The sequence below is a fragment of the Paraburkholderia sp. RCC_158 genome, assembly GCF_041355255.1.
GTDB classification, from domain to species: domain Bacteria; phylum Pseudomonadota; class Gammaproteobacteria; order Burkholderiales; family Burkholderiaceae; genus Paraburkholderia; species Paraburkholderia graminis.
The window spans coordinates 487557-502237 of the sequence record NZ_JBFUPM010000002.1; the positions used below are offsets into that span (position 1 = coordinate 487557).

General features: G+C 64.1%; 7 protein-coding genes and 1 pseudogene. 5 read left to right on the forward strand and 3 right to left on the reverse strand.

Annotation, left to right across the window (positions count from 1 at the left end; genetic code table 11):
• Positions 1–51: 51 nt before the first annotated feature.
• Complete coding sequence (gene argA, locus AB6809_RS06590) at positions 52–1440, reverse strand: amino-acid N-acetyltransferase (protein WP_006051235.1); 1389 nt, start codon at positions 1438–1440, stop codon at positions 52–54.
• Between the two features lie 23 nt (positions 1441–1463).
• Between argA and hrpA the strand changes: the two genes are divergently transcribed.
• Positions 1464–5828 carry an ATP-dependent RNA helicase HrpA gene (gene hrpA / locus AB6809_RS06595; RefSeq protein ID WP_371026119.1) on the forward strand — a complete coding sequence of 1455 codons (4365 nt, stop codon included), beginning with the start codon at positions 1464–1466 and terminating at the stop codon, positions 5826–5828.
• Between the two features lie 388 nt (positions 5829–6216).
• On the opposite strand, the gene AB6809_RS06600 is transcribed toward hrpA, so the two are convergent.
• Together AB6809_RS06600 and AB6809_RS06605 are read right to left on the reverse strand one after the other, a co-directional pair.
• Positions 6217–9102: a YadA-like family protein gene (locus AB6809_RS06600; RefSeq protein ID WP_371026164.1), complete on the reverse strand. Its 2886-nt coding sequence runs from the start codon at positions 9100–9102 to the stop codon at positions 6217–6219.
• 81 nt (positions 9103–9183) lie between these two features.
• Positions 9184–10089, reverse strand: a pseudogene (locus tag AB6809_RS06605) (ESPR-type extended signal peptide-containing protein); the annotation flags it as partial.
• A gap of 491 nt (positions 10090–10580) precedes the next feature.
• Here AB6809_RS06605 and AB6809_RS06610 point away from each other — a divergent pair.
• From AB6809_RS06610 to AB6809_RS06625, 4 genes are all read left to right on the forward strand, one after another.
• The gene (locus tag AB6809_RS06610) at positions 10581–11600 is read left to right on the forward strand and encodes a beta-propeller fold lactonase family protein (protein ID WP_006051238.1); all 1020 of its coding nucleotides are present in this window, start codon (positions 10581–10583) and stop codon (positions 11598–11600) included.
• A 111-nt stretch (positions 11601–11711) separates the two neighbouring features.
• A complete protein-coding gene (locus AB6809_RS06615) occupies positions 11712–12713 on the forward strand; it encodes a sterol desaturase family protein (protein ID WP_053858454.1) in 1002 nt (333 codons plus the stop codon).
• Positions 12714–12885: 172 nt separating this feature from the next.
• Positions 12886–13719, forward strand: a complete 834-nt coding sequence (locus AB6809_RS06620) for an EI24 domain-containing protein (RefSeq protein WP_107706544.1) — start codon at positions 12886–12888, stop codon at positions 13717–13719.
• Positions 13720–13749: 30 nt separating this feature from the next.
• Positions 13750–14577: a competence/damage-inducible protein A gene (locus AB6809_RS06625; RefSeq protein ID WP_371026120.1), complete on the forward strand. Its 828-nt coding sequence runs from the start codon at positions 13750–13752 to the stop codon at positions 14575–14577.
• The last annotated feature ends 104 nt before the right edge of the window (positions 14578–14681 follow it).

Below are 14681 nucleotides of genomic sequence, written 5' to 3' on the forward strand. Positions count from 1 at the left end.
AAAAAGGGGTTAGTGAATTCGATTGAACGGGCAGTCGCTGCTGGCGACCGCTCAGAGCTGTTTCATCAGCACGAGCGATTTGCGCTGCCAGTTGTACAGCCGGCGACGGTCTTCGGGCAGGTCGTCGACCGTGACCTTGACGAAGCCGCGCTTGAGGAACCAGTGTTCGGTGCGCGTGGTGAGCACGAAGATGCGCGTGAGCCCACGGGCGCGCGCGCGCTGCTCGATGCGCTTGAGCAGGCGCTCGCCGTCGCCGGTGCCTTGCGCTTCGGGCGCCACCGTCAGACACGCCATTTCGCCGATGCGTTCCTGCGTGTACGGATACAGCGCCGCGCAGCCGAACAGCACGCCATCGTGCTCGATGACCGAGAAATGGTCGATGTCGCGTTCGATCTGATGCCGCCCGCGCCGCACGAGCGTGCCGTCCGATTCGAGCGGCTCGATCAGCGCGAGAATGCCGCCGACGTCGTCCGGTGTCGCTTCGCGCAGGCTTTCGAGGTTCTCGTACGAGATCATCGTGCCGACGCCGTCGTGCAGGAACAGTTCGAGCAGCAGGCTGCCGTCGAGCGCGTAGGGGATGATGTGCGCCCGCGCCACGCCGCCGCGGCATGCACGGATCGAGTGCTTCAGATAGAAGCCCGCGTCGCCGGTGACTTCGCCGCTTTCGTGCAGCTTGTACGCGTCGTCGAGCGACAGTTCGCGGATCAGTTCCGTGCCGTCTTCGCCTGCCTGCATGAGGCCGGGCGTTTCGGTGAGGAACACGATCTTGTCGGCGCGCAATGCGATGGCCGCCGCGGAGGCGACGTCTTCCATGGCGAGATTGAAGGCCTCGCCGGTCGGCGAAAAACCGAGCGGCGACAGCAGCACGAGCTTGCGGCTCGCGAGCGAATGACGGATTGAATCGGCGTCGATCTTGCGCACCACGCCGGTGTGCGCGAAGTCCACGCCGTCGAGAATGCCGACCGGCCGCGCGGTCACGAAGTTGCCCGACACGACGCTGATGTGCGCATGCGCCATCGGCGTATTCGGCAAGCCCTGGCTGATGGCCGCCTCGATGTCCAGACGCACTTCGCCGGCGGCTTCTTTCGCGGATTCGAGCGCGCGCGCGTCGGTAATGCGCATGCCGTGCGAAAACTCCGACTCGACGCCGTGCAGGCTCATCTGCTCCTCGACTTGCGGACGCGAGCCGTGCACCAGAACGATCTGGATGCCCATGGCCTGCAACAGCGCGATGTCCGACACGAGCGCATTCAGGAGCCCCTGATGCACCACTTCGCCGCCGAAACCGACGACGAACGTCTTGTTCCGGAACGCGTGGATATAAGGGGCGACTGAGCGCATCCAGTCGACGAATTGCGCGTGCTGTGCAAGCTGTTCCGTTGCTCCGTCGGGGGCCGGAACGCTCGCGGGCGCGGGGACGAGGTCGGTTTGGGAATTCATGCCCGGGATTATAATGCGCCCCCATGTCGAATGTACCCAAAAGTCCCGCCGCGGCGAACGAGAATGCGGCGCCGGCCGCCGATCAAACGAAGGCCGGCGACGCCAAGCGCCGCCCCGACCAGGACGCGAACCGCGGCAAGCCGGACGTGCCCCGCAAGGCGCGCGAGCCGCGTAGTGCCGTGTCTGGCGCTGAGGCGTCCGCGAAGGAAAAAAGTCGCGCCGAGCAAGCGAAGCATGCTGAGTCTCGCGGATCGGGTGGGTCTGGCGAAGCAGGCGAGCCGCGTGAAGCACGTGAACCGCGTGCGCCACGCCAGCCGCAAGAACCGCGTGGGCCGCGTCCGCCACGTGAGCCGCAGCAGCGCGCGCCACGTCAGCCGCAGGAAGCCCGTCCGCCGCGTCCGCCACGCGAGCCGCGTGTTGTCCAGCCGAACCCGATTCCGCCGATCACCTTCCCCGAAGCGCTGCCGGTATCTGCCCGCCGCGATGAAATCGCGAAGGCCATCGCCGAAAACCAGGTGGTGATCGTGTCCGGCGAGACCGGGTCGGGCAAGACCACGCAGTTGCCAAAAATCTGCCTCGCGCTCGGGCGCGGTCTCGGCGCGGGCGGCGCCGGCCTGATCGGCCACACGCAGCCGCGCCGCATCGCCGCTTCGGCGACGGGCCGGCGCATCGCCGAGGAACTCGGCACGCCGTTCGGCGAAGTGGTCGGCTACAAGGTGCGCTTCACCGACAATCTGTCGCCGGGTGCATCCGTCAAGCTGATGACGGACGGCATTCTGCTCGCCGAGACGCAGACCGATCCGCTGCTGAAGGCGTACGACACGCTGATCATCGACGAGGCGCATGAGCGCAGCCTGAACATCGATTTCCTGCTCGGCTACCTGAAGGAAATCCTGGCGAAGCGTGCCGATCTGAAGCTGATCGTGACGTCGGCGACGATCGACGCCGACCGCTTTGCGCGCCACTTCGGCAGTGAAGAGAAACCCGCGCCGGTGATCGAAGTGAGCGGCCGGCTGTATCCGGTCGAGGTGCGCTACCGTCCGGTCGCGGAAGAAAGCCCGGCGATCAAGGCGGCGCAGGGCACCTCGGGCTCGTCTGGTTCGTCTGGCGCGTCGCGTGGCGACCGGCCGAAAAGCCCGCGCGAATCCGGCAAGGAGCGCGACCGCGATCTGATGGAAGCGATCGTCGACGCCGTCGACGAACTGTGCCGCGAAGGCCCCGGCGACGTGCTCGTCTTCCTGCCGGGCGAGCGCGAAATTCGCGACGCCGCCGAGGCGCTGCGCAAGCACCATCCGCCGCATACGGAAATCCTGCCGCTGTTCGCGCGCCTGTCCGCCGCCGAGCAGGAGCGCGTGTTCCGCACCTCGAACGCGCGACGCATCGTGCTCGCGACGAACGTCGCGGAAACCTCGCTGACAGTGCCCGGCATTCGCTACGTGGTCGACACGGGCCTCGCGCGCGTGAAGCGCTATTCGTATCGGAACAAGGTCGAGCAGTTGCAGGTCGAGGCGATCTCGCAGGCCGCCGCGAATCAGCGGGCGGGGCGTTGCGGGCGGGTGGCCGACGGCATCTGCATTCGTCTTTACGACGAGAGCGATTATCAGAGCCGCGTGCGCTTTACCGATCCGGAGATTTTGCGCTCGTCGCTGGCGTCGGTGATTCTGCGCATGAAGTCGCTGCATCTGACCGCGATCGAGACGTTTCCGTTTATCGAGCCGCCGCCAGGCCGCGCGATCGCCGACGGCTATCAACTGCTGAACGAACTCGGGGCCGTCGACGACGACAATCAGCTCACGCCGCTCGGCCGCGAACTCGCGCGTCTGCCGCTGGACCCGCGCGTCGGCCGGATGATTCTCGCCGCGCGCGATCAGCAGTCGCTCAAGGAAGTGCTGATCATCGCGAGCGCGTTGTCGGTGCAGGACCCGCGCGACCGTCCGATCGAGGCGCAGGAGCAGGCCGACCAGGCGCATCGCCGTTTTGCCGACGAGCGCTCGGAATTCCTGCAGTGGCTGAAAATCTGGAACTGGTTCGACGAAGCCATCGCGCACAAGAAGTCGAACAAGCAGTTGCACGAGGAATGCCGGAAGAACTTTCTGTCGCAATTGCGTCTGCGGGAATGGCGCGACGTGCATTCGCAATTGCTGACGGTCGTGCGCGAACACGGCTGGCGTCTGAACGAAGCCGAGGCGACCTTCGAGCAGATCCATCTTGCGCTGTTGACGGGTCTGCTCGGCAACATCGGTCTGAAAGCCGACGACGAGCCGTATTACCTCGGCGCGCGCGGCATCAAGTTTTATCTGTGGCCGGGCTCGGCGCTCGTGAAGAAGGCGGGCAAGTGGGTGATGGCCGCGGAACTGGTCGAGACGAGCCGTCTGTACGCGCGCTGCATCGCGAGGATCGAGCCCGAGTGGATAGAGAAAATCGGCGCGCATCTGCTGAAGAAGTCGCTGTCCGAGCCGCATTGGGAGAAGCGCGCGGCGCAGGTGTCGGCGTTCGAGCGCGCGGTTTTGTATGGGCTGCCGATCTATCACCGGCGCCGCGTGAGCTTCGGCAAGCAGGACCCGGCGCGGGCGCGCGAGCTGTTTATCCGCGGCGCGCTTGTCGAAGGCGAATTCGACACGAAGCTCGGATTTTTCGCGCACAACCGTAAGCTGCTCGCCGACATCGAACAACTGGAACACAAGTCGCGTCGCCAGGACGTGCTCGTCGACGATGAGCTGATTTTCGCGTTCTACGATCAGACGCTGCCGAAGGGCATTTACACCGGCGCGGCGTTCGAGCGCTGGTATCGCGACGAAGTGAAAAAGAGCGGCCAGGCGGAGGACAAGCTGCGTCTGCTGTATCTGTCGCGCGACGATCTGATGCGCCACGAAGCCGCGGGCGTGACGACCGATCTGTTCCCGAAACGGATGACGATGGCTGGCGTCGACATGGCGCTCAGCTATCACTTCGAGCCGGGTTCGCCGCGCGACGGCGTCACGCTCGCCGTGCCGCTCTTCGCGCTGAATCAGGTCGACGCGCGGCGCTGCGAGTGGCTCGTGCCCGGCATGCTGAAGGAGAAGACGCATCTTCTGCTGAAGTCATTGCCGCAGAAGTTGCGGCGCCACTGCGTGCCGCTGCCGGAATACGCGGCTGGTTTCGTCGAGCGGCACGCCGCGCCGCGTTTTGCCGCGGGCGGCTTGCTCGAAGCGCTGATCGCCGATGTGCGCGAGCAAAAGCAGGTCGCGCTGAAGCAGGCGGATTTCAAGCTCGAAACCTTGCCGCCGCATCTGTTCATGAACTTCAAGGTTGTCGACGAACACGGGCGGCAACTCGCGATGGGCCGCAACCTGGCGCAGTTGCGCGCGGAACTCGGCGGGCAGGCGCAGCAGCATTTCCAGAAGATTGCGTCGAGCGCGGCGGGTGCGGCGCTCGCGGATGTTGCGGGCACGCGCGGCCAGGCGGCGGCACCTGCACCGGCCGGTGCGGCGTCGCGCAGCAAGGGCGCTCCGGCGCCGGGGCCGCAGACTGCGACGCAAGGCGCCGGCGGCACCGCGTTGTACGAAAACCTGACGACGTGGAATTTCGGCAAGCTGCCCGAGTTGCTCGAAATTCGCCGCGGCGGACAGACGCTTTTCGGTTATCCGGCTCTAGTGGATCGCGGTACGCATTGTGATGTCGAAGTGTTCGATTCCCCCGATGAGGCGGCGCGGATTCATCGCGCGGGTCTGCGTCGGCTATTCGCTTTGCAGTTGAAGGAACCGATCAAGTATCTCGAGAAAAATCTGCCGGGCTTGCGCGAAATGGCGATGCAGTTCATGACGCGCGGCACGCAGGAAGAGTTGCGCGATCAGTTGATCGACACCGCGCTCGATCGTGCGTGCCTGCAAGATCCGTTGCCGGACGACGACGTTAGCTTCCATACGCGCCGCGATGAAGGGCGCAGCCGGCTCACGTTGCTGGCTCAGGAGATTGCGCGGCTGGTCGGGCAGATTCTCGGCGAATACGCGAGCGTGCTGAAAAAGCTCGTGCAGGCGAAGTCGTTCACGGCGGCGTACGCCGATATCCAGCATCAACTGGACGCGCTGATCGGCAAGCGGTTCGTGGTGGATACGCCGTATTCGCAATTGACGCATTTTCCGCGCTATCTGAAGGGCATTGCGCTGCGAATCGACAAGCTGAAAGCGGACCCCGCGCGCGATGCACGGCAGTTCGCCGAATTCCAACCGTTGTTGCAGAACTATCAACGCGCGGTCGCGCAGCGCGGCGGCGTGCTGGATGCGCGTCTTGCCGAATTCCGCTGGCTGCTGGAGGAATTGCGCGTTTCGCTGTTCGCGCAGGAGTTGCGCACGCCGATGCCTGTGTCGGTCAAGCGGCTTTATAAGGTTTGGGATTCGATGCAGCGGTGAGGTGGGGGAAGGTGCGGGCGGCGGTTTTGAGTTTTCCGGAGCGCGATGATTTTTCCGGGGCGCGAGGTTTGTGCCGTCGTTCGCATGAGTTCGCATGAGCAGTGAGTGGCCGCGATCGGGCGTCTTCTCGTAGTGCGATCGTTTGGCTCGCCACTGCGTTTTTGCCTCGTTCTTGTGTGCGGGGCGGGGGCCGTTGCAACGCGAACTCTCTCGCTTTCACGTCTTCTTCGATGCTGAAAAAGGCGCGTGATGCTTTCCTTGTAGGAGCGCATCACGCGCAAACGTGCCCAAGCCGGAGCTGGGCTTGGGGCTACCTGCACACTACGTTTGCTTTACCCGGCGTCGTGGGTGTCGGACGGCCGTGCTCCGGTTCCACGACGCCCGTTTTTCACCAGTGCATGCCTGCACCCAGCGACGCGCCGAACTGCCCGCGCGAGTCCGTACTGCCTTGCAGCTTGTAGACCCACTTACCGGTCTCGGACAACTGCGACACGCCGATGGCCAGCGCCGACTGGCCGCCATACGTGCCACCGGCCATCGCGACCATGCCGTGGCCAGGCAGCACAGCCTGGGGCAAACCGGCCATCGCCAGCGCCGATGCCGTGCCGCCATACGAATCGCGTCGGGCCGAGCGGATCTGGTCGTCGGTGTAGTTGTGCGCCTCGCCGACCGCGCCGCTCACGCTTTGCTGCAACTGGTTGACGTTGACCGCGTCCGTACCTTGCACGCCGGCTGCGACATTGGTGATCTGCCGCTCCTGACCGCCCGCGCCGACCGATACCGTATTCGCCCGATTGGCGACTGAGCCTTGGCCCAGCGCGACCGAGTTGTCCGCGTTTGCCGCGGCGGTCGCACCGAGTGCCGTCGAGTTGTTGCCGCTCGCGACCGAGTTCGCGCCGATTGCACTCGCGTTGTTGCCGCTTGCCACCGAATTCGCGCCGATTGCGCTCGCGTTCGTGCCAGTGGCCTGTGCGTTGGCGCCGCCTGCGACCGAGTGCACGCCCGATGAAATGGCGCCCTCGGTGTCGCGATTGCCTTCGCCGCTGAAGAACGGGTTCGCCGCATTGACGACGGCGTTGTTGACCGCGCCGCTGATCGCTGCATCGAGTTGCCTGACATTCACGGCGTCGGAAGCGGCGACGCCATCGGCCACGTTGTGGATGATCGTGCCGCCGCTCGCGGACTCGCCGCCGAGCGTGACGCTGCTTTTGTTCACGCTGCCGTCGGCGTTGCGGTCGTACGTCACGGCGCCGTCCAGCTTCGCGGCGGTCGCGGCACCCTGGTCGCTTACGGCTTTCAACTGCGCGACGTTGACGGCGTCGGTGTCGGCGCTGCCGGCCGCGACGTTGGCGATCTGACGTTCGTTGCCCGCAGAGCCAACGGAGACGGTGTTGGCGCGATCGGCGAGCGAGCCCTGGCCCAATGCGACCGAGTTCGGTGCGAGCGCGCGTGCCTGATAACCGATGGCCGTGGCGTTGTCGCTTGCCGCGTTGGCCTGGTAGCCGAGGACAGTGGAGCCGTCGTTGGTCGCGCTGGCGAAGCCGCCCACGGCGGTACTGAATTTACCTTGGGCTTGGGCGCTCGTGCCGGCGGCAAAGCTTGCTTCCCCAGCGGCCAGCGCCGAGCTGCCGATCGCGACAGCGTTCGGGCCGGTAGCCGATGCGTCGTCTTTGCCGTCGTTAAGGCCGTTACCGTTCGCCTTGAAGTAGCGCGAGGCGCTTGCACTGACGGCTTGCAGCTGGCTCACGTTGACGGCGTCGGTTGCCTCGGTTCCGGCGGCCACGTGGGTGACCTGACGTTCGTTGCCGGCAGACCCAACGGACACGGTGTTGCCGCGATCGGCGAGCGAGCCTTGGCCGAGTGCCACCGAGTTCGTCGCGAGTGCGCTTGCCTGATAACCGACGGCCGTGGCGTTGTCGCTTGCCGCGTTGGCCTGGTAGCCGAGGGCAGTGGAGCCGTCGTTGGTCGCGCTGGCGAACCCGCCGACGGCGGTACTGAATTTGCCCTGGGCTTGGGCGCTCGTGCCGGCGGCGAAGCTTGCTTCGCCGGTTGCCAGCGCGGAGCTGCCGATCGCGACAGCGTTCGCGCCGGTAGCCGAGGCGTCGTCTAAGCCATCGTTAAGGCCGTTGCCGTTGGCCTTGAAGTAGCGTGAGGCGCTTGCAGTGGCTGCCTGCAACTGGCTGACGTTGACTGCATCGGTCGGGTCCACACCAGCCGCGACATGGGTCAGGCGGCGCTCGTTATCTTGAGAGCCAACCGATACCTCGCCTTTTGCACTCATACCGGCGATCGTTGCCGGATCGGCGCCTGTGGGGACATAGCCTAGCTTCGTGAGATCCGCGCCTGTCGTCGACTGAGCTCCCAGCGCAACGCTGTTGTCGGTCGAAGCAGCCGCGCCATAGCCAATCGCAACCGAATTCAAGCCCGTTGTCGCGGCCGCATAGCCGAGGGCTGTCGAGTTATCGCCTGCTGCGATTGCTGACGGACCGCCGGCAAACGCGTTGTTGCTTGACGCGGTCGCTGCGTAGCCGAGCGCAACCGAATTCAGAGCGCTGGTGCTTGCCGCATAGCCCAAGGCCGTGGAGTTGTCGCCCGCTGCGATGGCTGACGGACCGCCGGCAAACGCGTTGTTACTGGTCGCCGTGGCTGCATAGCCGAGCGCAACGGAATTCGAGGCGCTCGTGCTTGCCGCATAGCCGAGGGCCGTCGAGTTATCGCCCGCTGCCGCTGCCGAAGCACCGCCAGCAAACGCGTTGTTATTGGCCGCGGTCGCTGCATAGCCGAGCGCAACCGAATTCATAGCGCTGGTGCTTGCGGCATAGCCCAAGGCCGTGGAGTTGTCGCCCGCTGCGATTGCTGACGGACCGCCGGCGAACGCGTTGTTACTGGTCGCCGTGGCTGCATAGCCGAGCGCAACGGAATTCGAGGCGCTCGTGCTTGCCGCATAGCCAAGTGCCGTGGAGTTATCGCCGATAGCCATTGCTGACGCACCGCCAGCAAACGCGTTGTTACTTGTCGCGGTCGCTGCATAACCGAGCGCAACGGAATTCAATGCGCTGGTGCTTGCCGCATAGCCCAAGGCCGTGGAGTTATCCCCCGCTGCGTTTGCTGCCGGTCCGCCGGCAAACGCGTTGTTACTGGACGCGGTCGCTGCATACCCAAGCGCAACCGAATTCGAAGCGCTCGTGCTTGCTGCATAACCGAGCGCAACCGAATTCAGAGCACTGGCGCTTGCCGCATAGCCAAGGGCCGTCGAGTTATCGCCGGTAGCCATTGCTGAGGCACCGCCTGCAAACGCGTTGTTATTCGACGCCGTGGCTGCATAACCGAGCGCAACCGAATTCAATGCGCTGCTGCTTGCCGCATAGCCAAGCGCCGTCGAGTTATCGCCGGCAGCCATTGCTGACGCACCGCCTGCAAACGCGTTGTTCTTCGACGCCGTGGCTGCATAGCCGAGCGCAACCGAATTCAATGCGCTGGTGCTTGCCGCGTAGCCGAGGGCCGTGGAGTTATCGCCCCCAGCCGTTGCTAACGGACCGCCGGCGAACGCATTGTTCCCAGACGCCCTGGCAGCCACGCCCAGCGCGACAGCGCCGGCCGCCCCAGCGGTTGCGCCGTAGCCAACTGCGGTCGACAGTGTCGCATTTGCCTGCGCAGCGCTGCCTAGAGCGGTACTGCCATCTTTGTCCGCGACGGCTCCAGTACCGGCTGCAACCGAGTCCCTGCCGTTGGCTTGCGAATAAAACCCGGTCGCCACCGAGCGCACACCTGCAGCCACTGAAGCCGTTCCTACAGCCGTGGAGCCGTCGCCGGATGCCGTGGCGACAAGGCCCATCGCGGTCGAGAGGTCGCCGCTTGCCATAGCGCCCATGCCGAGAGCCATGGAGTTCCCGCCAGAAGCGATTGCATCTGCACCCACGGCAATAGCATTGACCTGCAAGGCTTTCGCATTTACACCAACTGCGACCGAGCCGTCTCCCGCTGCATTAGCGCCAACTCCCGCCTCGATCGCATTGACGCCCGCCGCCATTGCATTCGCCGCACCCAACACCGCAGCCGCCGCCAGCACTGCCTGCACGACGACTTTCCTGCGCGACGAACCGCGCTTCGTCTTCGCCTTCGACGTCTCGGGTGCCGCTACCCACGTTGCCGTCGTTTCACACCAGATTGATTGATAGCTTTTATTCACTTGGAAAAACTCCGCGCTGTTGTTTCGTGGACGGAGTGGGCGCGATAATCGGAAATGGGTCTCATCGCCCATTGTGAGGCGCACAAAAGCCGGCTATGGATAGCCGAATTTATATTGGTTGCCGTTCATCAAGGTCGCTATTTTCAGTTGATTATCAACGACCGACCATCCGCGCTCACTCTTGCGTCCTTTGGAATGGCTTGGACGATGAGCCTGCGGGATTCTCCGGGCGTGCGTGGCCGGCGCAAATAAGCAAAATCCGAATTACGCGGAATTAATTTTCACGTTCTTAATTTGCGTCTTTATCTGACTGGATATTTAATCGACAGCGAGATATTTCTCTATCGGTATTAAATTGTTTCGTGATTATTGAGCGTATTCTCACGACAACATTTTCTAGTTAGGACGACACCTTTCGATCTTGCAGATCATGTTTATCGGCGATGCGCTTCGGGCGCGCTCATCCGGCCCTCGATTTTCCCCGCTCTGCAACCCCGATCTGCGTCAACCGCAGGCCACGGCAAACGTTCTACAATGACGGTCGTTCTCCGAAGTGAGTTTTCATGCGTAAATTTTTTCTTCCTGGCGTGACAGCCACGTTCGCCGCAGGCTTCGCGCTCGCCGCCGCGGCAGGCTTTTTTTCTCCCGCAGCCCGCGCCAACAACGTGATCGTGCTGAATTCCGCCGAAGCCACGCTGAGCCTCATCGACGAGACTACCCGCCAGGTTATCGGCACCGTGCCCACGGGCAAGGAACCGCATCATCTGATGGTGACGCCGGATAATTCCTCGCTGATCGTCGCCAATTCGGTATCGAACAATCTGATGTTCGTCGACCCGAAGACAGGGCAGGTCCAGCGCTGGGTCGAAAATATCGAAGATCCGTATCAGATCGGCTTCTCGCCTGACCGCAAATGGCTCGTCACGACGGGGCTGCGTCTCGACCGTCTCGACATCTATCACTACGACGGTCAGAAGAACCAGATGGCGCTCGCGTCGCGTCTGCCGCTCGCGGTCATGCCGAGCCACATGGCGTTCACGAACGACAGCAAGACGGTCTTCGTCACGCTGCAGGTTTCGGGCGAACTCGCCGCCATCGACCTGGCCACGCAAACGGTCAAGTGGAAGATGAAAGTCGGCAAGGTGCCGGCGGGCCTGTGGATGACGCCGGGCGAAAAGTATCTGCTGGTCGGCATGACCGGCGCGGATTACGTGGCCGTGGTCGACTGGCACACGCAGAAGATCGTCAAGACGATCCATACCGGCAACGGCGCGCACAACTTCCGCTCGCTGGCGGACGGCAAGCATGTCGCGGTGTCGAACCGCGTCGCGAGCACGATCAGCATCATCGACGAAGACTCGCTCACGAACGTCGGCGACATCACCGGTCTGATGCCCGGGCCCGACGACATGGAACTTTCCGCCGACAAGCGCTATCTCTGGGTAACGTTCCGCTTCGCGAAGCACGTCGGCATCATCGATCTGAGCACGCGCAAGCTGATCCAGACGATCGCCGTCGGCCGCTCGCCGCACGGCATCTATTTCTTTAATCGCGCGCCGGTCACAGCGCCCAACGGCGCGTGATAATGGAGCGAGCCATGCCGCGCCACGCCGCACGCGAGGCACGATACGCGCAGTACGCAGCGCAATACCCACGATAGCGAGCGGCAAACACAGAAGTAACCGACCAGCACCATGTTCCATCTGATCTTCTCTTCGCTCGACAACTTCGTCTCCGCCGCGCAGACGTTGCTGTACGTCAACGTGGTGCAGCCGCTGCTGTTCCACTTCGATCTGATGGACTACGACGAAGACACCTACGACAGCCTTTACTGGGTGATCGTGGGCGTCCTCGAGGTGCTGGCCATGTATGCGATCCTGCGGCCGCTCGAGGCGCTGCGTCCGGTCGAGCAGTGGGACAACCGCAAGGCAGTGCGCGTCGACGTGATCTACACGTGGATCGCGAAGCTCGGCATCCTGAACCTGTTTTTCTTCTTCGCGCTGCAGCCGTTTTTCGACAATGTGCAGGCATGGCTGCGCCTGCATAACATCTCCAATATCGAGTTCGACAACCTGTGGCCGGGCGTGACGACGCAGCCGCTCGTCACGTTCGTGATGTACCTGCTCGCGCTCGATTTCGCCGGTTACTGGTATCACCGCTGGCAGCATCGCATCGGCGTGTGGTGGGAGCTGCACGCGGTGCACCACAGCCAGCAGCAAATGTCGCTGTGGGCCGACGACCGCAACCATCTGCTCGACGACCTGCTGCAGGCATCGTTCTTCGCGGTCATCGCGCTCGTGATCGGCGTGCCGCCGTCGCAGTTCGTCGTGCTGGTCGCGATTACCAATCTTGCGCAGAGCGTGCAGCACGCGAATATCCGCCTGCATTTCGGCTGGCTCGGCGAGCGGCTGCTGGTGAGCCCGACGTTTCATCGGCGCCATCATGCGATCGGTTACGGTCACGAGGGCCTGAAGTACGGCTGCAACTTCGGCGTGCTGTTTCCGTGGTGGGACATGCTGTTTCGCAGCGTGTCGTGGAGCCGCGACATGGAGCCGACCGGCATCAGCGACCAGTTGCAGGGTCGCGCGTACGGCGAAGGCTTCTGGGCGCAGCACTGGCTTGCTTTCGTGCGCATCGGCCGGCGTCTGAGCGCGCGGCGCGGCAATCGGGACGAGGGCGGCGCCACCGCGGTCTGAGCCGGACTGACTTCGTTCTTCAATCGTCCTCCATTCGTTGTCCATCCACCGCCGGTCTCCCCGGCGGCCCGTCGCGTGGTTTATGCTGTCCACGTTTGCGCGCACGGTTCACGTTCAGTGACCGCCGCGCCGCTCCATCATTTCACCGTTGCACTCACCGGCACTGGCTCGCATGAATGACCTTTTGCGCTCGTTCGGGCGCGCGCTCGCAAGCGCGCTCCACCCGCGCATGCTCTGGCTGACCTTCATGCCGTTCGTCGCGGCGACGGTCGGCTGGGGCGTGATCCTGTGGTTTAGCTGGCAGACGCTGATCGGCGCGACCCGCGGCTGGCTCGAAGGCTGGTCGTTCACCGTCACGCTTTACCATCTGTTCGACTCGCTCGGTTTTTCCGGGCTGCACGCGGCCATCGCGCCGTTCCTCGTGGTCGCGATGACGATCCCGCTCATCGTCGTCACGGTGTTGCTGCTGATCGCCACGCTGTCGATGCCGGCCGTCATCCGCTTCCTGTCGACGCGCCAGTTTCCCGGCCTGGAAATGCGCCGCGGCGGAACGTGGTACGGCAGCCTTGGCCAGGCGCTCTGGACGACGCTGGTATGTCTCGTGCTGCTGATCGTGACGCTGCCGCTGTGGCTCGTGCCGCCGTTTTTCGCGCTGATTCCGCCGCTGCTGTGGGGCTGGCTGACCTACCGCGTGATGACGTACGACGCGCTCGCACTGCACGCCACGCGCGATGAGCGGCGCGCGCTCGTGCGGCGCTTCCGGTTGCCGCTGCTGCTGATCGGCGTTGCGAGCGGTCTGATGGGTTCGCTTCCGACGCTGCTGTGGGCGTCGTCCGTGTGGCTGCTGGTGCTGTTTCCGGTCATCACCGCGGTGACGATCTGGATTTACGCGTTCATCCTCGTGTTTTCGGCGCTGTGGTTCGGCTACTACTGTCTGCGGGCGCTGCAGCGCATGCGCGCGGAGGAGGCCGGCGGCGTGCGGCACGCGGCCCCGGTTCCTTATTGATCAACGAACGAGATAACCAAAGAGGCGGCAATGGCATTTGGCGTCATCATCATCGGCGATGAAATCCTGTCGGGCAGGCGCGTCGACAAGCATTTGCCGAAAGTCATCGAACTGCTCGGCGCGCGCGGCTTGTCGCTTGGCTGGGCGGAGTACATCGGCGACGACCCGCAGCGCATCACGGCCACGCTGCGGCGTACTTTCGAATCGGGCGACATCGTGTTTTCGACGGGCGGCATCGGCGCGACGCCGGACGATCACACGCGTCAATGCGCGGCGGCCGCGCTCGGCGTGCCGCTGCAACTGCATCCGGAAGCGCAGAAGCTGATTCAGGAGCGCATCCGCGACATGTACCCGGCAACGGCCGCGACGCCGCTCGACCTGAACTCGCCGGAGAATCTGCATCGGCTGAATATGGGCACGTATCCGCAAGGCGCGGCGATCATTCCGAACGGCTACAACAAGATTCCGGGCTTCTCGATCCGCGAGCACTACTTCGTGCCGGGCTTCCCGGTCATGGCCTGGCCGATGATCGAATGGGTGTTGGACACGCACTACGCGCATCTGCATCACGCGATGCCGCACGCGGAAAAATCGCTGCTCGTGTTCGAGTTGCCCGAGTCGCGTTTAACGCCGCTGATGGAGAAGATCGAGCGCGATTTCCCCGGCGTGCGCGTGTTCAGTCTGCCGAGCGTGGGCGACGCCGAGCGTGGCGGCGTCTATGCGCGGCATCACATCGATCTCGGCGTGAAGGGCGAGCCGGAAGCGGTGGCGGCGGCGTTCGTCAAGCTACGCGAGGGAGTGCATCTGCTCGGCGGCGATATTGTCGAGCACGAGGCGGCGGGGAAGCCTCGCGCGTGATGTCTGCCTTGTTGACGCGCGATTTAACGGTGAGGCGTGCGCGAGCGGTCGGCTAATAGCGGCGATAGTAGCGGGCTAGCGGTCGGTTCGCGACCGGCTGGCTT

Excerpts from the sequence above, each read along its gene's own strand:
- argA (WP_006051235.1), bottom strand. The coding sequence starts at position 1,440 with ATGAATTCCCAAACCGACCTCGTCCCCGCGCCCGCGAGCGTTCCGGCC.
- AB6809_RS06620 (WP_107706544.1), top strand. The coding sequence starts at position 12,886 with ATGAATGACCTTTTGCGCTCGTTCGGGCGCGCGCTCGCAAGCGCGCTC.
- hrpA (WP_371026119.1), top strand. The coding sequence starts at position 1,464 with ATGTCGAATGTACCCAAAAGTCCCGCCGCGGCGAACGAGAATGCGGCG.
- AB6809_RS06610 (WP_006051238.1), top strand. The coding sequence starts at position 10,581 with ATGCGTAAATTTTTTCTTCCTGGCGTGACAGCCACGTTCGCCGCAGGC.
- AB6809_RS06615 (WP_053858454.1), top strand. The coding sequence starts at position 11,712 with ATGTTCCATCTGATCTTCTCTTCGCTCGACAACTTCGTCTCCGCCGCG.
- AB6809_RS06625 (WP_371026120.1), top strand. The coding sequence starts at position 13,750 with ATGGCATTTGGCGTCATCATCATCGGCGATGAAATCCTGTCGGGCAGG.
- AB6809_RS06600 (WP_371026164.1), bottom strand. The coding sequence starts at position 9,102 with ATGGCTACCGGCGATAACTCGACGGCCCTTGGCTATGCGGCAAGCGCC.